The 21350-nt window shown below is 71.0% G+C and carries 14 protein-coding genes and 1 pseudogene; 9 read left to right on the top strand and 6 right to left on the bottom strand.

Annotated elements, in window-relative coordinates:
* Positions 1-14: 14 nt before the first annotated feature.
* Both IE262_RS25620 and IE262_RS25615 read right to left on the bottom strand, forming a co-directional pair.
* The gene (locus IE262_RS25620; protein ID WP_189876887.1) at positions 15-419 is read right to left on the bottom strand and encodes a helix-turn-helix domain-containing protein; all 405 of its coding nucleotides are present in this window, start codon (positions 417-419) and stop codon (positions 15-17) included.
* Positions 416-676 (bottom strand): YkoF family thiamine-binding protein, encoded by a 261-nt coding sequence (locus IE262_RS25615; protein ID WP_134028382.1) that lies wholly within the window; start codon positions 674-676, stop codon positions 416-418. Before IE262_RS25615 ends, IE262_RS25620 begins: the two co-directional genes overlap by 4 nt.
* Positions 677-939: 263 nt before the next feature.
* On the opposite strand from IE262_RS25615, the gene IE262_RS25610 reads away from it, so the two are divergent.
* Positions 940-1797 carry a TIM barrel protein gene (locus IE262_RS25610; protein WP_189876884.1) on the top strand — a complete coding sequence of 286 codons (858 nt, stop codon included), beginning with the start codon at positions 940-942 and terminating at the stop codon, positions 1795-1797.
* A gap of 31 nt (positions 1798-1828) precedes the next feature.
* Entirely contained in the window at positions 1829-2761 is a 933-nt protein-coding gene (locus IE262_RS25605; protein ID WP_134028386.1) for a 2-hydroxy-3-oxopropionate reductase, read from the top strand.
* A 421-nt stretch (positions 2762-3182) separates the two neighbouring features.
* Here IE262_RS25605 and gcl read toward each other — a convergent pair whose 3' ends face one another.
* Complete coding sequence (gene gcl / locus IE262_RS25600) at positions 3183-4967, bottom strand: glyoxylate carboligase (protein ID WP_189876882.1); 1785 nt, start codon at positions 4965-4967, stop codon at positions 3183-3185.
* A 220-nt stretch (positions 4968-5187) separates the two neighbouring features.
* Here gcl and IE262_RS25595 point away from each other — a divergent pair, with 220 nt between their 5' ends.
* Positions 5188-5868, top strand: a complete 681-nt coding sequence (locus IE262_RS25595) for a hypothetical protein (RefSeq protein WP_189876879.1) — start codon at positions 5188-5190, stop codon at positions 5866-5868.
* A gap of 102 nt (positions 5869-5970) precedes the next feature.
* On the opposite strand, the gene IE262_RS25590 is transcribed toward IE262_RS25595, so the two are convergent.
* On the bottom strand, positions 5971-10707 hold the full coding sequence (locus IE262_RS25590) for a beta strand repeat-containing protein (RefSeq protein WP_189876876.1): 4737 nt from the start codon (positions 10705-10707) through the stop codon (positions 5971-5973).
* Between the two features lie 519 nt (positions 10708-11226).
* On the opposite strand from IE262_RS25590, the gene IE262_RS25585 reads away from it, so the two are divergent.
* Together IE262_RS25585 and IE262_RS25580 are read left to right on the top strand one after the other, a co-directional pair.
* Positions 11227-11460 (top strand): hypothetical protein, encoded by a 234-nt coding sequence (locus IE262_RS25585; protein WP_189876874.1) that lies wholly within the window; start codon positions 11227-11229, stop codon positions 11458-11460.
* 353 nt (positions 11461-11813) lie between these two features.
* A pseudogene (locus tag IE262_RS25580) lies at positions 11814-12107 on the top strand (fibronectin type III-like domain-contianing protein); the annotation flags it as partial.
* 174 nt (positions 12108-12281) lie between these two features.
* On the opposite strand, the gene IE262_RS25575 reads toward IE262_RS25580, so the two are convergent.
* Positions 12282-13823 carry an AMP-binding protein gene (locus IE262_RS25575; protein WP_189876872.1) on the bottom strand — a complete coding sequence of 514 codons (1542 nt, stop codon included), beginning with the start codon at positions 13821-13823 and terminating at the stop codon, positions 12282-12284.
* 616 nt (positions 13824-14439) lie between these two features.
* Here IE262_RS25575 and IE262_RS25570 point away from each other — a divergent pair.
* The 3 genes from IE262_RS25570 to IE262_RS25560 all read left to right on the top strand — a co-directional run bounded on the left by IE262_RS25570 (position 14440) and on the right by IE262_RS25560 (position 19639).
* Positions 14440-17259, top strand: coding sequence for an ATP-binding protein (locus tag IE262_RS25570; protein ID WP_189876869.1), 2820 nt, complete (start codon positions 14440-14442; stop codon positions 17257-17259).
* A 375-nt stretch (positions 17260-17634) separates the two neighbouring features.
* Entirely contained in the window at positions 17635-18432 is a 798-nt protein-coding gene (locus tag IE262_RS25565; RefSeq protein WP_189876866.1) for a S1 family peptidase, read from the top strand.
* A 208-nt stretch (positions 18433-18640) separates the two neighbouring features.
* The gene (locus tag IE262_RS25560; RefSeq protein ID WP_189876863.1) at positions 18641-19639 is read left to right on the top strand and encodes an asparaginase; all 999 of its coding nucleotides are present in this window, start codon (positions 18641-18643) and stop codon (positions 19637-19639) included.
* 19 nt (positions 19640-19658) lie between these two features.
* On the opposite strand, the gene IE262_RS25555 is transcribed toward IE262_RS25560, so the two are convergent.
* The gene (locus IE262_RS25555; RefSeq protein WP_189876860.1) at positions 19659-20426 is read right to left on the bottom strand and encodes an IclR family transcriptional regulator; all 768 of its coding nucleotides are present in this window, start codon (positions 20424-20426) and stop codon (positions 19659-19661) included.
* Positions 20427-20565: 139 nt separating this feature from the next.
* On the opposite strand from IE262_RS25555, the gene IE262_RS25550 reads away from it, so the two are divergent.
* Positions 20566-21348: an SDR family oxidoreductase gene (locus IE262_RS25550; RefSeq protein WP_134028403.1), complete on the top strand. Its 783-nt coding sequence runs from the start codon at positions 20566-20568 to the stop codon at positions 21346-21348.
* Positions 21349-21350: the final 2 nt, after the last annotated feature.

Below are 21350 nucleotides of genomic sequence, written 5' to 3'. Positions count from 1 at the left end.
ACGGGGGCAGGGCTCTACAACGGCTCTGCTTCGCCCCCTCGCGCCTTGGCCCGCTGCTCGTTGGCGTAGTTGATGTAGTTGTAGACGGTGAAGCGGCTGACGCCGAGCGCCCCGGCCACGGTCTCCACGCCGTGCCGCACCAGGAAGGCGCCGCGTGCCTCCAGGGTCCGGACGACCTGCTGCTTGGCCTTGCGGTCCAGCTCGGCCAGGGGCTTGCCCTGCTTGCGCTCCATGGCCGCCAGGATGTGGTCGAGCGAGTCGGCGAGCTGCGGCAGCCGTACGGCGACGATGCCGGCGCCCTCCCAGGAGAGCACCACGTCATCGGGACCGGCCTCGCCGGGCGGCAGCATCTCGCCGCCCATGGCGTCGACCAGCGGCTTCACCGCCGCGAGGAAGGGATGGTCCCCGTTGCCGGTCACCTACCGCCCTCCCCGGCCGCGGTGATCACGTTCACCTGCAACGACACACGGGTGGCACCGGCCTCCAGTGCTGTGCGCAGCACGGTGTCGACAGCACTGAGTACCGTGTCGGCCCGGCCTTCCGCGGTGTTGCCGAAGGGACCGACCTCGACGGCGTCGAGGTCCGCCGTCTCCATGACCTCGCGGGCCACCAGCGCGTGCGCGGGCGGCTCGTCGAGATCGAAGGGCTCGGTCGTGAACTCCACTCTCAGTCGCACTGTGCCCCCATGGCATCGACACTGACCTGCGCGTTCCCTCAGTCCTCCGACTGCTGGTGTGCCCCGGTCGCTTCGCCACGACCTTAACGAATCGCCCGCGGCGATCAGCAGTGATGCACGGGCGCGGACGGTGCTGACGACGCGGATGATGCCGAGTGCCTGGTCCTTCGTTTGTGAGCGGTCTTGACAGCCGGCTCCAGCCCCGGGCAGCCTTCCATGTAGCAGAATTGAATTTCCGCAATATGGAAAGAGGCGCCGCGCCGATGTCAGGCTTTGAATGGAGCACCGCCGCAGACCAGCGCTTCACCGTCAACCTGTCGATCCTCTTCACGGAACTCCCGCTCCTGGAGCGCCCCGCGGCCGCCGCCGCGGCCGGCTTCACCGCGGTCGAGCTGTGGTGGCCCTGGGTCGACGCGCCCACGCCCGAGCCGTCCGAGCTCGGCGCCCTGAAGAAGGCGATCGAGGACGCGGGTGTCCGGCTCACGGGGCTGAACCTCTACGCGGGGCAGCTGCCCGGCCCGGACCGCGGGGCCCTGTCGATCCCCGGCGAGGAGTCGGAGCGGTTCCGCGCCAACGTCGACGTGGCCGCCGGCTTCGCCGCCTCCCTCGGCTGCACGGCGCTCAACGCCCTGTACGGCAACCGCGTCGACGGCGCGGACCCCGCCGAACAGGACGGGCTCGCCCTGGAGAACCTGGTACTCGCGGCCCGTGCCGCCGACCGGATCGGCGCCATCCTGCTGGTCGAGGCCCTCAACAAGCCCGAGTCACCGCGGTACCCACTGGTGTCGGCGCCGGCCGCCGTCGCGATCGTCGACAAGGTCAACCGGGCGTCGGGCCTCGGCAACGCCCGGTTCCTGATGGACCTGTACCACCTGTCCATGAACGGCGAGGACCTGCCGCAGGTGATCTCCGCGTACGCGGACCGCACCGGTCACGTCCAGATCGCCGACAGCCCCGGCCGCGGCGCACCGGGCACGGGCACGCTCCCGCTGGGAGAGCTGCTCGACCAGCTCCACAAGGCCGGTTACGCGGGCTGGGTGGGCCTGGAGTACAAGCCGGGCGACCGGCCGAGCGCCGAGTCCTTCGCGTGGCTTCCGCGCGAGGCGCGTGCCGCCCGCTGAACACCGCCCCGTCCCGAGAGGCAGCCTCACCATGACCGACAAGCTCCCGGACTCCTCCCACCCGACCCGCACCGGCACCTCCCGCCCGGCGGTTGCCTGGATCGGCCTCGGCATCATGGGCTCCCCCATGTCCGAGAACCTGATCAAGGCGGGTTACGAGGTCACGGGCTTCACGCTGGAGCAGGAGAAGCTGGACCGGCTGGCCGCCGCCGGAGGCACCGCGGCCGGGTCCGTGGCGGAGGCGGTGCGGAACGCCGACGTGATCATCACGATGGTGCCCGCCTCCCCGCACGTGGAAGCCGTCGCGTACGGACCGGACGGCATTCTGGAGAACGCCAGGCCGGGCGCCCTCCTGATCGACATGTCCTCCATCACCCCGCAGACCTCGATCGACCTGGCCGTGGCCGCGGGGGACAAGGGCATCCGCGTCCTCGATGCCCCGGTGTCCGGCGGTGAGGCCGGTGCGATCGAAGCCGTGCTGTCCATCATGGTCGGCGGCGAGCAGGCCGACTTCGACGCGGCGAAGCCGGTCTTCGAGGCGCTCGGCCGGACGGTCGTGCTGTGCGGCCCGCACGGCTCGGGCCAGACCGTGAAGGCCGCGAACCAGCTGATCGTCGCCGTGAACATCCAGGCCTGCGCCGAGGCCGTGGTCTTCCTTGAGAAGTCGGGCGTCGACCTCAGGGCGGCGCTCGACGTCCTGGGCGGCGGGCTCGCGGGTTCCACCGTGCTGACGCGGAAGAAGGACAACTTCCTGAACCGTGACTTCAAGCCGGGCTTCCGCATCGACCTGCACCACAAGGACATGGGCATCGTGACGGACGCGGCCCGCACCGTGGGCGCCCCGCTCCCCGTCGGCGCCGTGGTCGCCCAGCTCGTCGCCAGCCTCCGCGCCCAGGGCGACGGCGGCCTGGACCACTCGGCCCTGCTGCGCGCCGTGGAGCGCCTCTCCGGCGCACGGCCCTGACGCGGTCACGCTCCCGACAGCCCACGTCGGCACGTCCCTGCGTACGCCAGTGTGCGTAGGCCGACTACGCCACCCTCAAATCAAGCTCTGAAGACGCGCCCGGAGGCTTCACCTGCCCCCGGATGCGGGCACATTCTCGGCACATGGGGCCCGCCGGCACGGGGGCGGCGGGCCTTGATCACGGGGGAACGCCCTGGGAAGGGCAACGGGGGAACCATGAGCAGCGGTGCGACAAAGCGGCTCGCGGTATGCGAGGTCGCGCCGCTGCGGGGTGGGCCCCGCGCCACTGTGGCGGTCGCCGCCGGCGCGGGGCGTCCCCTGGGCGGACGAACGGGGAGGCGAGCGCCGGACCCGGCGTCGGGAGGCCTGGGAACGCAGCCCGCTCCCCGCACCGGTCCGGCACGCTCACCTCTTGGGGCCCTCAGGTCTTCAGTGTTCTGATCGATGTGGGCGCGTGCCCCGGCTCGGTCGCGATCTCCTCGAACTCCACGACGTTGCCGATGTCGTTGGTCGTGGACATCGAGATGTTGGTGACACGCTCCAGGATCACCTCGACGACGACCGGGACCCGGTGTTCGGCGGCCAGCTTCTTCGCCTGCTCGAAGGCGGAGCGGAGCTCGTTCGGGTCGGTCACGCGGATCGCCTTGCAGCCGAGGCCCTCGGCGACCTTGACGTGGTCGACGCCGTAGACGCCCAGCTCGGGCGAGTTGATGTTCTCGAACTCCAGGTTGACCTGGAAGTCGATGTCGAAGGCGCGCTGTGCCTGGCGGATCAGACCCAGGTAGGAGTTGTTGACCAGGACATGGACGTACGGGATCTTGTGCTGTGCCCCCACGGCCAGCTCCTCGATCATGAACTGGAAGTCGTAGTCGCCGGAGAGCCCGACGACGGACGCCTCCGGGTCGGCCCTGGCGACGCCGAGCGCGGCCGGCACGGTCCAGCCGAGGGGGCCCGCCTGACCGCAGTTGATCCAGTGGCGCGGCTTGTAGACGTGCAGCATCTGGGCGCCGGCGATCTGCGAGAGGCCGATGGTGGTCACGTACCGGGTCTCCGGCCCGAACGCCTTGTTCATCTCCTCGTAGACGCGCTGCGGCTTGATGGGGATGTCGTCGAAGTGCGTACGGCGCTGGAGGCGGGCCTTCCTCTCCTGTGCGGCGGCGGCCCAGTCGGACCGGTCGGGCAGCCCGCCCGCCGCCTTCAGCTCCCCTGCCACCTCGACGAAGAGTTCCAGCGCGGCCCTGGCGTCGGAGGCGATGCCGTAGTCGGGGGCGAAGATCCGGCCGATCTGGGTGGGCTCGATGTCGACGTGCACGAACCTCCGCCCGGCCGTGTAGACGTCGATCCTGCCGGTGTGTCGGTTGGCCCAGCGGTTGCCGATGCCGAGGACGAAGTCGGACTCCAGGAAGGTCGCGTTGCCGTAGCGGTGCGAGGTCTGCAGGCCGACCATGCCGGCGTTCAGCTCGTGGTCGTCGGGGATGACGCCCCAGCCCATGAGGGTGGGGACGACCGGGACGCCCGTCAACTCGGCGAATTCCACCAGCAGTTCGCAGGCGTCGGCGTTGATGACACCGCCACCGGCGACGATGAGCGGCCGTTCGGAGCCGGCCAGGAGGGTGAGGGCCTTCTCGATCTGGGCCCGGGAGGCGGCCGGCTTGTAGACCGGCAGCGGCTCGTACGTCTCCGGGTCGAACTCGATCTCGGTGAGCTGGACGTCGACGGGCAGGTCGATGAGGACGGGTCCCGGGCGGCCTGAGCGCATGAGATGGAAGGCCTGCTGGAAGACGCCGGGGACCTGCGCGGCCTCCAGCACGGTGACGGCCATCTTGGTGACCGGCCCGGCGATGGCCGCTATGTCGACGGCCTGGAAGTCCTCCTTGTGGATCACGGCCGTGGGGGCCTGGCCCGTGACGCACAGAATCGGGATGGAGTCACCGGTCGCCGAGTAGAGCCCGGTGATCATGTCGGTGCCGGCCGGTCCGGATGTGCCGACACAGACGCCGATATGGCCCGGGTGGGTGCGGGTGTAGCCCTCTGCCATGTGCGAGGCGCCCTCCACATGGCGGGCGAGGGTGTGGGTGATCCCGTCGGCGGCCTTGAGCGCCGCGTAGAAGGGGTTGATCGCCGCGCCCGGGACACCGAACGCGTCCCGGACGCCCTCGCGTTTCAGGATCTCAACTGCCGCGCGGGCAGCGGTCATTCGAGCCATCTCGTACTCCTGCTCCGGCTGTCGGATGCGCACTCCCGTCGCGCCCGGCGCTTCCACGCACACACTTCCGCGTGGTTCTGGATTCCGTATTGCGGAAACTAACTTCTACTATCTGGAATGAGGTTATGTGGGCCGCCGAAGGCCGTCAAGAGACGGACAAGCGGGGACCGGCAGGAGCAGGATGGGAGTGCTGTCCCGACGCGATGCCGTGGAGTGGGCCATGTCCGAGAGCGTGCCGGTACTCTGTCCGGCTTGTCGGCGCGAGCACGTCTACGCCGCGCCGGCCTATCCCTGCGCGTGCGGCGCCCCGGTGGCCCCGGCCCTGGACCGGCGGGCCACGCCCACGGAACTCGTCCATCGCGCCTGGGACGAGGAGTGGGTCAGCGTGCGCTGTGCGTCCTGCGGCCGCCGGAACCAGTGGCCGCACCCGGAGCTGGGCTGTCCCTGCGGGACCGTGCTGCGGATCCCGGTCACCGGAAGCTCCCCGGCGCCCACCCCCGAGGCGGTCCCGCCCCCGAGCCGCCCGGCCTTCCATCCCGTGACCATCCGTACCGCCCGGGACGCGGTCACCGCCGCCACGCTCTACTTGCGCTGGCTGGGTTACGGGGACATCCGCCGCGCCGACGAGCGCCCCCCTTCCGGTATCAGGCTGGCCGCGCGCCGACTGCTGGCCCAGGTCGACCCGACGATCTGCCCGGCGTCGGTACGCGACGTGGAGTGCCTGTGGCTGACGGCCATGACGGAGTCGGCGGACTGCGTCTATGTCTCCCTGGCCGGATACGCCGAGGACGCCCGCATCCGCGCGGACGCCCTCGGTGTCCCTCTGTTCGTGCTGGACCTCACCGGCACGCCCCAGCCGGTGAACGACCCTGCGGTCATCCTGCACACGACCGGTGCCTGACTCTGGGCAACCCGGTCGGCTCCCGCACAAAGGAGTGACGCCCGACCGGTGTTGCCGGTCGAGCGTCACTCCCCATCGGGCTCAGTCGGCTGCTGTGGCTGCCTACTGCGCCGCCTGGCTCACCACGTGGCTCTCCGTCGCGGTGTCCCCGGCGAAGTCGGTGTCCCCGCCGTAGGTCGCGGTGATGGTGTACGGGCTCCCCGTGGCGTCCGTGTAGGTGTGGGTGGTCGTGGCGACCCCGCCCGACACCGTCACGGAGATCGTTCCCGACCCGTCGCCGAAGTCGAAGGCGACCGTCCCGGTCGGCGTCCCCGCACCCGGGGCGTTCGCGACCACTGTCGCCGTCACCGTCACCGGCTCGTCCACGGCCGACGGATTGGGAGACGAGGTCACCGTGGCCGTGGTCGCCGCCTGGTTCACCGCCTGCGTGTCCGTACCCGCGCTACCGGTGAAGTTCGTGTCCCCGCCGTAGGTCGCGGTGATGGTGTACGGGCTCCCCGCCACGCCCGTGTAGGCGTGGGTGACCGTGGCCACCCCACCCGACACCGTCGCCACAGCCGTTCCCGACCCGTCGCCGAAGTCGAAGACGACCGTCCCGGTCGGCGATCCCGCACCCGGGGCGACCGGAGCCACCGCCGCCGTCACCGAGACCGGCTCACCCACCACCGACGGATCGGGAGCCGAGGTCACCGTGGTCGTGGTCGCCGCCTGGATCACCGACTGCGCGTGCGTACCCGCGCTGCCGGCGAAGTCGGCGTTGCCACCGTAGGTCGCGGTGATGCTGTACGGGCTGCCTGACGTGGTGGCGTACGCGTGCGTGACCGTGGCCACACCACCCACCAGCGTGCCGCTCTGGGTCGGCGACCCGTCACCGAAGTCGAACGTCACCGTCCCCACCGGCGTCCCCGCACCCGGAGCAACCGCCGCCACCGACGCGGTCACCGTCACGCTCTGACCGACCACCGACGGATCCGGCGCGGAGGTCACCGTGGTCGTGGTGGCCGCCGCGTCGACCGTCTGCGAGTCGGTGCCGGAGGATCCCGCGAAGCTGGTGTCTCCGCCGTAGGTTGCGGTGACGGTGAAGGGGCTGCCGGTCGTGGTGCCGTAGGTGTGGGTTGCCGTTGCCGTGCCGCCCACGACGGCTCCGGTGACCGGCGCGGAGCCGTCGCCGAAGTCGAAGACGACGGTTCCCGACGGCGTCCCCGCACCCGGAGCGGTCGCTGTCACCGTCGCCGTGGCCGTCACCTGCTGACCGACCAGGGACGGGTCGGGCGCCGACGTCACCACGGTCGTCGTGGCCGACTGGTTCACCGTGTGGGTGTCGGTGCCGAGCGACGGGGAGAAGTTGCTGTCGCCGGTGTAGATGGCGGTGATGGTGTGCGGGCCGACCGTCAGCGCGCTGGTGGTGACGGTGGCGGTGCCCGCGGTGACGGGGGCGCTGAGGACCGGTCCGCCGCTGATGACGAAGAACACGGTCCCGCCGGGCGTACCGGCTCCGGGCGGGTTGGGTGTCACCGTGGCGGTGATCGTCACCGGCTCGCCGAAGACCGACGGGTCGGGGCTCGACGTGACCGTGGTGGTGGTCGCTGCCTGCCTCACGACCTGCGTGGCGGTCCCCGTGGAGGCGTTGAAGTTGCCGTCCCCCGCATAGGTGGCGGTGACGGTGTAGGGGCTGCCCACGGCGCTGGTGTAGGTGTGGTTCAGCGTCGCGGTCCCGCCGGACAGCGTCACTGTCTGGGCGGGTGAGCCGTCTCCGAAGTTGACGACCACGTTTCCGGTCGGCGTTCCGGCGCCCGGCGCCGAGGCGGTCACCGACACGGTGATGGCGACCGGTTGGCCGACCACCGAGGGGTCGGGGCTGGTGGTGACGTGGGTGGTGGTTGCCGCCGCGTGGACGGTCTGGGTGTCGGTGCCGCTGGACGTGTTGAAGTTGGTGTCGCCGCTGTAGGTGGCGGTGACGGTGTAGGGGCTGCCGGTCGTGGAGGTGTAGGCGTGGGTCGCCGTCGCCGTACCGCCCACGACCGGCACCGTCACCGTCGGACTGCCGTCACCGAAATCAAACGTCACCGTCCCCGTCGGAGAACCCGCACCCGGCGAAACCGGCGCCACCGACGCCGTGAACGACACCTGCTGCCCCACCACCGACGGATCCGGCGCGGAGGTCACCGTGGTCGTCGTCGACGCCCGGTTCACCGTCTGGGTGTCCGTACCCGAGGAGCCGGCGAAGTTGGTGTTCCCGGCGTAGGTGGCGGTGACCGTGTACGGGCTGCCGGCCGTGGAGGCGTAGGCGTGGGTCGCCGTCGCCGTACTGCCCACGACCGGCACCGTCACCGTCGGACTGCCGTCACCGAAATCAAACGTCACCGTCCCCGTCGGAGAACCCGCACCCGGCGAAACCGGCGCCACCGACGCCGTGAACGACACCTGCTGCCCCACCACCGACGGATCCGGCGACGACGTCACCGTGGTCGTCGTCGACGCCCGCTGCACGGTCTGGGTGTCCGTACCCGAGGAACCGGCGAAGTTCGAGTCGCCACTGTAGGTGGCGGTAACGGTGAACGGACTGCCAGAAGTACTGGTGTACGTGTGCGTCGCCGTCGCAACACCACCCGCGACCGGCACCGTCACCGCCGGACTACCATCACCGAAACTGAACGTCACCGTCCCCGTCGGAGAACCCGCACCCGGCGAAACCGGCGCCACCGACGCCGTGAACGACACCTGCTGCCCCACCACCGACGGATCCGGCGACGACGTCACCGTGGTCGTCGTCGACGCCCGGTTCACCGTCTGAATACGGGTCCCGGACGAACCGGCGAAGTTCGAGTCGCCACTGTAGGTGGCGGTAACGGTGAACGGACTCCCGGAAGTACTGGTGTACGTGTGCGTCGCCGTCGCAACACCACCCGCGACCGGCACCGTCACCGCCGGACTACCATCACCGAAACTGAACGTCACCGTCCCCGTCGGAGAACCCGCACCCGGCGAAACCGGCGCCACCGACGCCGTGAACGACACCTGCTGCCCCACCACCGACGGATCCGGCGACGACGTCACCGTGGTCGTCGTCGACGCCCGATTCACCGTCTGAATACGGGTGCCGGTGGAGGAGGCGAAGTTGCTGTCCCCGCCGTAGGAGGCGGTGATGGTGAACGGGCTGCCGGTCGTCGTGGTGTAGGTGTGGGTCACCGTCGCCGTACCGCCCACCAGGGGCACCGTCTGGGACGGGCTGCCGTCACCGAAGTTGATGGTGACGCTTCCTGTGGGCGTGCCGGCGCCCGGTGCGTTCGGTGCCACCGTCGTGGTGATGGTCACCGGCTGCCCCACCACCGACGGATCCGGCGAGGACGTCACCGTGGTCGTCGTCGACGTCGGCTGCACGGTCTGGGTGTCCGTACCCGAGGAGCCGGTGAAGTTGGTGTTCCCGGCGTAGGTGGCGGTGACCGTGTACGGGCTGCCGGCCGTGGAGGTGTAGGCGTGGGTCGCCGTCGCCGTACCGCCCACCAGGATGGCGCTCTGGGTCGGTGATCCGTCGCCGAAGTCGAAGGTGACCGTGCCCGCCGGCGTGCCCGCGCCCGGCGAAACCGGCGCCACCGTGGCCGTGAAGGTCACCGGCTGCCCCACCACCGATGGATCCGGTGAGGAGGTCACCGTCGTGGTCGTCGACGCCCGCTGCACGGTCTGGGTGTCCGTGCCCGACGACGGGAGGAAGCTTCCGTCACCGGTGTAGGTGGCCGTCACCGTGAACGGGCTGCCCGCGGTGGTGCCGTAGGCGTGCGTGGTAGTGGCGGTGCCGCCGGTCAACGGCACGGTCACCGGCAGCGAGCCGTCCCCGAAGACGAACGTGACCGTGCCCGTGGGCGTCCCCGCGCCCGGCGAAACCGGCGCCACCGTCGCGGTCAGGGTCACCGGCTGCCCCACCACCGACGGATCCGGCGAGGACGTCACCGTCGTGGTCGTCGACGCCGGTACCACGGCCTGAAGGGTCGTACCCGAGGAGCCGGCGAAGCCGGTGTCCCCGCTGTAGGTCGCGGTGACCGTGTACGGGCTGCCGGTGGCGCTCGCGTAGGTGTGGTTGACCGTGGCCACACCCCCCACCAGGGCGACCGTCACCGACGGCGATCCGTCGCCGAAGGTGAAGGTCACCGTTCCGGTGGGGGTGCCCACCGCGGGAGGCACGGGCGCGACGGTGGCGGTGAAGGACACCGACTGGCCCGTCACCGACGGATCCGGCGAGGAGGTCACGGTGGTCGTCGTGGCCGCCTTGCCCTGGACCGTCTGCGTGTCCGTCCCGGTCGACGGCAGGAAGTTGGCATCCCCGCCGTAGAACGCGGTGATCGTGTGCGTGCCGACGCTCAACGCGCTCGTGGTGACCGTCGCCGTTCCCCCCACCAGGGGCGCCGTCAGGGTCGGCCCTCCGGCGATGAAGAAGGTGACGGTACCCGTCGGCGTCCCCGTGCCCGGCGGGACCGGAGCCACTGTCGCCGTGATCGTCACCGTCTGGCCGAAGGTCGACGGATCCGGCGAGGAGGTCACCGTCGTCGTGGTGGACGCCTTGACGACCGCCTGGACCGTGGTGCCCGTCGACGAGGTGAAGTTGGTATCACCGCTGTAGGAGGCGGTGACCGTGTGGTTTCCGACGGACAGGTTGGTGACCGTCGCTGTCGCGACACCGTTCACGACGGGCGCCGTCACGGTCGGCCCGCCGCTGACGGCGAAGGTGACCGTCCCCGTCGGAGTCCCCGGCCCGAGCGGGGTGACGGTCGCGGTCAACGTCACCGACTGACCGACGACCGAAGGATTCGGCGAGGTGGTGACTAAGGTTACGGTTCCAGGCATGGAGCAGCCCTCCACAGGGGTTCTGGATTGTTCGGGGCCGCTTCTCGCCCCCCAGTCCTGGGGGCCACTACCGGCGGCGACGCCTGCTGGGCATCACAGACCGCCGTCCCTCACAGGGAGATGGGCGACCCCGGTCGGTGTCACCAGTACGCTCCCGGCAACTTCCGCCACGCCAGATCCCTGACGCCCGAATCCCCCGAACAGCGGAGCGCGCAAGCCGCGTGAGCGGCGCGGAGACCGCCCACGACACCGTGGTGCACCCATCGCTGTGCGCCGCGCGGTCGGACGGAGGAAGCAGAACGCGCCGGTCGGGGAGCCACGCGCCCGGGTTGGGGGCAGACCTGTTCGAAGCACACAGGCGAGCGCCTCCTCGCCGTACCGTTCGTACGGCACGCCCACCACCTGTACGTCGGCGCCGCGGAGCCGGAAGCCACGCTGGTTCCCGGCAAGCCCTCGAAGCGACGAGGTCAGGGGCGGGAAGGCGCGGCCGTGGTGCTGCGGATGATGAGGCGCGGTGTGATGACCACTTCCCTTTCGTCGTCCGTCGCCTCTCCCTCCAGCCGGGCGATGGCCCTGCTGATGGCCAGGTGGGCCAGCTTGGGAGCCTCGCCGGCCTTGATCGGGCACCTGCAACTCCTCCTCGGCGAGGAGTTGGGCGCCGACGAGGACGAGCTGGTCATGCGGCAATTCCGCAAGGCGTACTCGCAGCCCTGCGGCTGGCGCGGCCTCCGGGTCCGGGTACGTCGCCCGTAGACTCCTGAACGGCGCAGATGTTCAAGCACTTCGAGGACCCGAGGCCTGGGTACGTGGCCGACTGGCCGGACCTGCCGGACTGGCAGAAGGAGACGGACTCGGACATCTTCGAGGCCCTTGAGGGCAGCCTGAAGTAGGGCGGCCCCGAACGCACGAAATGACCCCAGTCATGAGGCCAGGGCGTCTTCGTCGTGCGGTCATCGGATCAGGCAGGCGCCGGTCGAGCACTCCTCGTCCGTGCCATCCTCGACGGACGTGAGGACACACTTGCACAGAGCGGCCAGTGAGCTCGCCGAGCACCTTGATGACTTTCCGCCCCGGAACCCGAGACCGGTGACGCCGCGTTCGCCCGCGTCGAGTTGTCCCCGGGCGAGGAGCGTACGGTCACGTTCCCCGTCGCCGCCGACGACCTCGCCCAATGGGACGTCACGCGGCCCCGCCGAGTGCTGGACGACGGCCCCGTGCACCTCCTGGTCGGGGCGTCGTCGCGGGATCTGCCGCACGACGTGACCGTGATGATCCACACGGACGTGCCCCGGTGGAAGCCACTGCTTCGGGAAACCGCCCCCGCCGCCGCCCTGGACAATCCGTACGCACGCCGGGCTGTGGCCGGTCTGCTGGCCGAACACCTCACTCACACGTCTTGATCCTGCGCGCGGAGTCGGGACCGGATGCAGCAGGGCGTCCGGCCGGATGCCATCTGCTCGCCCTGCTCGGGCGACGGTGCCCTGACCAGGAGGTCCCCTGGTCAGGCGCCATGACAGACGAGTCGGGCCATACGCCAGGGGTCTGTGCGGCGACATCGACGCGCGCATGGAGCGTCAGTTGACGCCCCGGCCGCGACCCTGCCAGTACGGCTCCCGCAGCTTGAACTTCTGGACCTTCCCCGTCGCCGTCCGCGGGATGGCGTCCCGGAACTCGACCGACGTGGGGGCCTTGTAGCCTGCGATGCGCTGCTTGCAGTACGCGATGATCTCGGTCTCGGACACCTCGGCGGCCTCGGCCAGCACCACCAACGCCTTGATCGTCTCGCCCCACTTCGCATCCGGCACCCCGATGACCGCCACCTCCGCCACCGCCGGATGGCTGAAGATCGTGTCCTCCACCTCGATCGAGGAGACGTTCTCGCCTCCGGTGATGATCACGTCCTTCTTCCGGTCGGAGATCGTCAGATGCCCGTCCGCCTCGTCGACCGACCCGCCGTCCCCGGTGTGGAACCAACCCCCCTCCAGCACCGCCGCCGTCTCCTGAGGTTTCTCCCAGTAGCCGTCCAGGACCACATTCGACCGCGCCAGCACCTCGCCCGAACCCGCGACGCGCAGCTTCACCCCCAGCGCCGGCAGCCCCGCCCGCGACAGCTTCCGCGCCCGCTCCCGCGCCGGCAGCCCCTCGTCCTCCGGACGCGTCCGGTTGAACGTCAGCACCGGCGAGGTCTCCGTCAACCCGTAGATCTGTGTGAACTCCCAACCCAGCTCCTCCTCCACCCGCTGGATCATCCGGCTCGGCGGCGGCGCCCCCGCACACACGATCCGCACCCGATCCCGCCCCGGGACCTCCCCCTCCCAGCCCGCCGCCGCGTCCAGCACCGCGTTCCACACCGCCGGCGCACCGCACATAAACGTCACCCCGTGCTCGTCCACCCGCCGCAGGATCTCCGCCCCGTCCACCTTGCGCAGCACCACCTGTTTCACGCCGAGCCCGGCCATCACGAACGGCATGCCCCAGCCGTTGCAGTGGAACATCGGCAGCGTGTGCAGATACACGTCCCGCTCCCACGCGCGGGTGTGCAGACCGAACGTCAGCCCGTTCACCCAGATGTTGCGGTGGGTGAGCTGAACCCCCTTGGGGCGTGCAGTGGTTCCGGAGGTGTAGTTGATCGTCGCGGTGGCATCCTCGTCCGGACTCGACCAAGGGCGCGGCTCCACGCCGAACCGCATCAGCTCGCCCTCCGTCTGTTCCCCCAGCACGAACCGGTGCTCCGCCTTGATGTCCGCCACCGCGTCCCGGACCTCGGGGTCGACCAGCACCACCGAGGCACCGCTCTGCCGCACCACGTACTCGATCTCCTCCGCCTTCAGACGGAAGTTGACGGGTACACAGATCCGCCCGCTCATCGGCACCGCGAACAACAACTCCAGCAGACGCGCCGAGTTGTGGCTGACCACCGCCACCCGCTCGCCCTCTTCCACACCCAGCGCGTCCAGCCCTGCCTGCCACGCCCGGACGCGCTCGCCCAGCCGCCCGTACGTCGAGGCCGGCACCGGCGCCGCGGGCTGGCTCGGCTCGTCGATCACACCGGGACTGGCGGCGAAGCCCAGCTCGGCGCGGTCCAGAAAGTCCGAAATCGTCATCGGGACCCGCATCGCTCTCCCCTACTCCTCGGTACGAAGGTGCCGTCATCACGCGCCGCGATCCGCGTACGAAGAGCAATGTCCCCTGAACTTGACGTCTTCAACACGTCGTCGGCACGGTCCACGTAGGCGATACGACCTTGAAGCCCGGGCCGGGCCAGGCGAAGTCCCGGGCTACCCGGAACCCGTCCGTGACCTTGCCGGACAGCCGTCTGACATCGTGTAATGCGTGTGACGCAGATCTCACTACCCCCGAACAGGGCTTCGGAGCCGCCGAGGGAGGGAAGAGCAGGTGGCAGGGGATCTTCGCTCGGCGATGTGTCTGCCTTGTCGGGCCGGTGGCCGGAATCTGCCCCCTCCGGCGGTGGCCTGGGGCTGCCCCGTCGGGCCGGGGGCCCAGCGCCCCTTGCCGGGACCGATCTCGTCCGGGCCGTGCAGGGGCGCGTCCCACCCCGGTTCCGGGGCCGCGGCAGCCATTCGCAGAGGCAGAGCACTGCTTTCCGCACGGGGCCCGACTTGCCCTCGTGCGGTCCCTCCTGTTATTTCCCTCACCACGCCGTGAGTCCGAAATTCAAAGAGTCCTTGCCTAATATTGGCCCGGACGTGACACAGAGGGGAGCGGTGGACCGTGCTACGGGACTTCAAGGAGCCTGGCAGACCGCGCCCCGACCTGGTCGTCGGCCGGGACGAGGTACTCATCGCCGCACGCGAGCAACTGGCGCGCGGCGGCAGCGTGCTGATGCACGGACCCGCCGGAATCGGAAAGTCGACCATTTTGCGGACATTGGCCGCGGAATACGCCGAATCGGCGCGAACCGTATTGCGCTGCTCGGCCACCGAGTCGGAATCCCATCTGCCGTTCCTCGCGCTGGCCGACCTGCTCGGCCTGGTCATCGACGAGGTGTCCGACCGGCTGCCCGCCCCGCAGCGCGACGCCCTTGAGTCGGCGCTCACCGGCCGCGGCGAGTCCACACTCCAGCGCGACGGCCTCGCCCTGCGGCTCGCCGTACTGTCGGCCCTGCGGGCGCTGGCCGCCAAGGGGCCCGTCCTGATCGTCGCCGACGACCTCCAGTGGCTGGACTCGGCCAGCGCCGAACTCCTCGGCTTCGCCGCCCGCCGGCTCGGCGGCATGCCGGTCCGTATGCTCTGCGCCGCGCGCACCGCGACGGACCCGCAGAGTCAGGAGCAGGACCGTCATCTACGCGCGTTGCCCCCCGAGACCCTGGCCATCCGGGTCAACCCCCTCACCAAGGCCCAGGTCGCCGAGCTCCTCGGGTTCCGCGGCTATACCGGTCTGCCCCGCTCGACCGTACGGGACATCCACCGCACCAGCGGCGGCAACCCCCTCTTCGCGCTGGAGCTCGGCCGTGCCCTCGCCGAGAGCCCGACCCCGCCGCGCCCGGGCGAGCCGCTGCCGGTGCCGACCTCGTTGCGGGCGCTGGTGCTGAACCGGCTGGAGATGCTGCCCGTGGAGGCCCGTCGCACCCTGCTCGTGGCGAGCGCCGGGGCGCGCCCCACGCTGGCCCTGCTGCACGCGGCCGGCCGCCGGGACGCCGAGGCGGAGACCGCGCAGGCCGTCGCGCTCGGCCTGCTCGCCCCCGAGCGGGAGGGCCCCGGCGTACGGTTCGCACACCCCCTCGTGTCGGCCGCGCTGTACGCGGAGGCGGGCGCCCAGGAGCGGCGTGCCGCCCACGCCGCGCTGTCCACGGCGGCCTCCGACCCCATCGAGCGCGCCCGTCACCTGGCCCTCGCCACCACCGGCACGGACCCGGCGGTCGCCGCGCGACTCGGGGAGGCCGCGGCCGTGGCCCTGGACCGGGGCGCCCCCTCGGTCGCCGCGGAGCTGGGGCTGCTCGCGGCCCGGCACACCCCGGCCGACGCCGAGCCGGGTCCGGACCAGCGGCGGCTGCAGGCGGCGGAGGACGCGGTGACCGCCGGGGAGAACGACCTCGCCCGGGACATCGCCCGCGAGGTGCTGGGCCGGGCCACCGAACCCGCCGACCGGGTGCGGGCCTGGATCGTGGTGATCGAGGCGGCCGGGCAGTCCATCTCCGAGGTCGACGCCGCCTACCCGCAGGCGCTCGCCGACGCGGGCGACGACCCACGACTCCTCGCCCTGGTCCGCTACCAACTGGCCTGGCGGGCACTGGTCGTGGAGGGCGACTTCGCGGACGGCCGCGAGGAGGCGGCGCACGCGGCACAGCTGGCCGAGCGGGCCGGCGACCGGCGCACCGAGCTTCTGGCGCTGGCCTTCCAGGCCCATATCGAGACCCTGATGGGCCACCCGGACGCGCCCACGACCATCAAGCGGGCGCTGAAGGAACCGCAGGACCCCCACGTGGCCTGCCACCACAACGGCGCCGGCGCGGCCCGGTTCCGCTGGCTGCTCATGAGCGACCAGCTCCCGGAGGCCCGTCAGACGGTCACCGCGCTGCTGCGCGAGGTCCGCCGGCGCGGCATGGTCGAGAGCGAGGTGCACTTCCTGCGCTACCTCGCCGAGACCGAGCTGCGCTCCGGGCACTGCGGCCGGGCGCTGGACCTCGCCCGGGAGAGCCTGCGCCTGGCCCGGGACACCGGGATCGGCGAGGGCGCCTCCGCCATGCTCACCGCGCTCGCGGAGGCCTCGGGCGGCGAGGTCGACCGGGCGCTCGCGCTGGCCCGGGAGGCGGCGGAGCACGCCGAGGCGGACGGTGACCTCGTGTACCTCTCCCGCGCCCTGGGCTCCCTCGGGTACGCCCAGCTGGTGGCCGGCGACGCGGCGGGCACGGTCCAGTCCCTGCGCCGCGTACGGGAGTTGGAGGAGAGCCTCGGGGTCACCGATCCGGCGCGTGGACGCTGGCACGGCGACCTGGCGGAGGCGCTGGTACGGGTGGGCGAGTACGCCGAGGCGCAGGACTTCATCGCCGCCACGCGGGAACGCGCCCTGCGGCTCGGGCGTGAGAGCGTGCTCGCCGTACTCGACCGGTCCGAGGCGCTGGTGCGCGCGGCACGCGGCGAACAGGAGGCCGCGGTACGGCAGTTGACGTCCGTGCAGGACCGGCTGGCCAAGCTGGGCCACGGTCTGGAGGAGGCGCGGGCCGCGTACGCCCTGGCGGGGCTGCGCACGCCCCGGCCCGGTCCGACGTCGTACGACGAGGCGACCCGGCTGTTCCGCCGCTGCCGGGCCCTGCCGTGGCTGAGGCAGGCCGAGCGGGCGATCGCCGCCCCGGCACCGCAGCCGCCCGCCGCCCCGGTTCCGGCCGCGCTGGACGCGCTCGCCGTTCTGGCCGCGACGGAGCGTCAGGTCGCCGAACTCGTCATGGAGGGCGCGACGAACCGCGAGATCGCCGGTCGGCTGTTCATCAGCGTCAAGACGGTGGAGGCGACGCTCACGCGGGTCTACCGGAAGCTGGGCATCCGGTCGCGGGTGGACATCGTGCGGCTGACAGCGGGACACCGTACGAACTGACCTCCCCGAGGCGTACGAGCCGAGACGTACGGGCCGATTGCACAGACGAGTCGTACAGGCCGATACGCACGAACCGAGGTGCACGAGCCGACACGCCCCGGCCGAGGCGTACGGGCTGAGACGTGCGGGCTGAGGCGTACGAGCCGAGACCTGCACGCTGCCCCGGTGCCAGCCTACGAGCCCGCTCCCGTGGGGTCATCGAGGGTTTTCCCTGCCCAACTCCCTTAGGGGGTTCCCCCATTGGGGGTTGATTGTGGCCACTTCTAGCTTGAGGGCGTGCCGCACGCAGGGCACACCGGACCAAACTCCCGGCCCGGTGCACCACCCCCACACCCGCGCGTCCCCCACCGGCAACCCCCATGAAGGAGACCCCACTTGTTCGGGTTCAAGCGTGCCAAGAAGACCGCCGTGCTCGGTGCGGCGGCCGCTGCCGCCGCCGCGTCCGCGCTGCTGAGCGCTCCCTCCGCCGTCGCCGCCCCCTCCCCCATCGTCGGCGGTACGACGACCACCGCGAGCGCGTACCCGTACGTCATGCAGATCACGAACGCCTCGCAGAGCCAGTTCTGTGGTGGCACCCTGGTCTCCCCCACCAAGGTGATCACCGCGGCCCACTGTGTGGTCGGCAGAACCACCAGCAGCACGCGCGTCGTGGGCGGCCGCACCTACCGCAACGGCACCGACGGCACGGTCAGCCAGGTCAGCCGGATATGGATCCACCCCAACTACACGGACGCCACCGCGGGCAAGGACGTGGCGGTGCTGACTCTGTCGACCTCGATGCCGTACACGCCGGCACGGTACGTCGGCTCGTCCGACACCTCCGTGTACGCGGCCGGCACCACCGCCCGGATCCTCGGCTGGGGCACCACCTCCTCGGGTGGCTCCTCCTCCAACCAGCTGCGCACCGCGACCGTGCCGGTCGTGGCCGACTCGACCTGCGGCAGCTCCAGCTCCTACGGCTCCGACTTCATGCCCAGTGACATGGTGTGCGCCGGTTACTCCTCCGGCGGCGTGGACACCTGCCAGGGCGACAGCGGCGGTCCCCTGATGATCGGGGGCGTCCTGGCAGGCATCACTTCCTGGGGTTACGGCTGCGCCGACGCGCGGTACCCCGGTGTCTACACCCGGCTGACGACCTTCTCGAACCTGGTCACCACCCAGGTCCAGTCGTAGCCGGACGGCTTCGGCCCACTGACTCCTGAGGTATCCCCTCAGGTGATTGCCAGGGGGCGTTGCGGGCCAGCCACGAGCGGTCCGCAGCGCCCCCTATCCATGTGCCTCATCCGTGTCCTTGTGCCTCATCCGTCGCCGGGGCCCGCGTCGCGCGCTCTCCCGGAGGGCAGGATCACCCGGGCCGAGACCAATCGGAAGGTGGGCGAGGATGAGCGCGACGCGGACGGTGGCTGTCTACTCTCTCGGCGGCACGATCGCCATGACGGCCGATCCGGTGACCGGCGGGGTCGCCCCGGCCCTTTCCGCCCATGACCTTCTGGCCGCTGTCCCCGGCCTGGAGGGCCACGGCGTCGAGCTGCGCGTGCACGACTTCCGCCGTGTGTCCGGCGCCTCGCTCACCTTCGACGACCTCACGGAGCTCGGCTCGGCGGTCGACAGGACCCTCACCGGCGGCGGTATCGACGGAGTCGTGATCACGCAGGGCACCGACACGATCGAGGAGACGGCGTTCGCTCTCGGCCTTCGTCACCGCCACGAGCAGCCGGTCATCGTCACCGGAGCCATGCGCAACCCCACCATGGCCGGCCCCGACGGACCCGCCAACCTGTACGCGGCAGTCCTCGCGGCAGCCGCCCCGCACCTGCGGGGCGCCGGGGTGCTGGTCGTCCTGAACGACGAGATCCACGCGGCACGCCATGTCCGCAAGTCCCACACCACCAGCCCCGCCGCCTTCACGTCACCCGGGTCCGGGCCCATCGGCCGGATCACCGAGGGGAGCGTACGGCTGACCGCCGCGCCGCCCCGACGGTTCGGCCTTGTGGCAGGGCCGCGCGTCCGTGACGTGCGAGTGGGCCTGTACACGGTGAGCCTCGGTGACGACGGTGAACTGCTCGCGGCCTGGGACGGCCGATGTGACGGGCTCGTCATCGCCGCGTTCGGCGTCGGCCACGTGCCCGGGCGACTCGTCGAGACCCTCGAACGGCTCGCCGCGCGGGTCCCCGTGGTTCTCTCCTCGCGCATCGACAACGGCCCTGTCCTGACCGGGACGTACGGCTATCCAGGCTCCGAGATGGACCTGATCGGCCGCGGACTCGTCCCGGCCGGCGACCTCGGTCCGTACCGGGCGCGCCTCCTGCTCCATGAGTTGCTGGCCCAGGACGTGGGTCCGGAGGCGATCACCGAGGCGTTCGCCGTCTTCGCGTCCTGAGCGCGCTGGTCGGTGACGGTCAGCGGGCGGGGAGCCGGACGCCCAGTTCGGAGGCCGCCGCCTGGAGCAGCGGCACCATGGCGACCAGATCGTCCATGCTGCGGCGGAAGGCGGGCGCTGCGGTGGACAGGGCGGCGAAGACGCTGCCGTCGGGGCGGAGGATGGGAACGGCCACGGCACGCAGGCCGCGGTGGTGCTCCTCGTCGGCCGTGGCGTAGCCGCGTTCGGCGGCGCGGGCGACCTCTTCGCGCAGGGCCTCGCGGTCGGTGATGCTGTTCGGTCCGTGCGGGGTGAGCTCGACGCGGTCCAGGAGGTCGGCGCGTACGTCGTCGGGAGCGAAGGCCATCAGTACCTTGCCCATCGAGGTGCAGTGCAGCGGGCCGTGACGGCCCGGCTCGCTGCGCACCCCGACCGGCAGGGGGCCGTCCACGTAGTGCACGTACAGGTGCCGTGTGCCGTCGAGTACGGACATGAGGGTGGCTTCCTCGGTCTGCCGCGTCACGCGCTGCATCACGGGCAGAGCCGTACCGGCGAACCCGTACGCCTGGCCCGCCTGCTGGCCGAGCTGGAACAGGCGCAGGCCCGGCCTGTAGCGCTTGTCGGCGGCCTCGAACTCCACCAGGCCCTCGCGGCACAGGGAGTTGACCAGCCGGTGCGCGGTGCTGACGGGGACGCCGCTCTCCCGGGCCAGTACCGACAGCGTCACACCGTGCGGATGCTCGCCGACCAGGACGAGCAGCCGGATCGCCCGGCCGACGACATCGGTCGGCACTTCGCTGGTACTCACAGCGGCAAATTACCACTGAGCGCAACCACTGGACGGAAAGGATTTCCACTCAGTGGTTGACAGCGCCTGCCCGCACTGTTGACGATGTTTTCCGTTGAGCAGATAAGTTTCCCACTCAGTGGAAAAAGGAACGACACACGTGAGCCATCCCGTCTGCCACCCGCTCTTCGACGTCACCGGCAAGGTGGCCCTGGTCACCGGATCCAGCCGCGGTATCGGCCGGGCGCTGGCCAAGGGCCTGCTCGAAGCCGGCTGCACGGTCGTCCTCAACGGCCGTGACAGCGTCGCCTTGGAGGAAACCCGCAAGCAGCTGGCCGAGACGTTCGGTGAGGCCGTCCTCGGGGAGGCGTTCGACGTCACCGACTCCGCCGCCGTCGCCGACGCCGTCGCCCGCATCGAGAACCGGGCCGGGCCGATCGACATCCTGGTGAACAACACCGGCGCCCAACGACGCGCCCCGATCCTCGACTTCACCGACGAGGACTGGCACGGCCTGCTCGACACCAACCTCACCAGCGCCTTCCTCGTCGGCCGTGAGGTCGCCCGGCGCATGGTGCCCCGGCGCCGCGGCAAGATCATCAACATCTGCTCGGTGCAGAGCGAGACGGTGCGTCCGGGTATCGCGCCCTACTCGGCGACCAAGGGCGGCCTGAAGATGCTCACCAAGGGCATGTGCGCCGACCTCGGCCCGTACGGCATCCAGGTCAACGGCATCGGCCCCGGCTACTTCGACACCGAGCTGACGTCCGCCCTCGTCGCGGACGAGGAGTTCAGCGCCTGGGTCCGCAAGCGGACGCCCGCCGGCCGCTGGGGCGACGTCGAGGACCTCGTCGGTGCCCTGCTCTTCCTCTCCTCGCCGGCCTCCGACTTCGTGGGCGGCCAGGTGCTGTACGTCGACGGCGGCATGCTCTCCGTCCTGTGACC

Origin of the sequence: Streptomyces bluensis (assembly GCF_014650715.1) — a bacterium.
GTDB lineage: Bacteria > Actinomycetota > Actinomycetes > Streptomycetales > Streptomycetaceae > Streptomyces > Streptomyces bluensis.
Note: the sequence above shows the minus strand (reverse complement) of the source record. Positions and strands in the feature narration are given on the sequence as shown.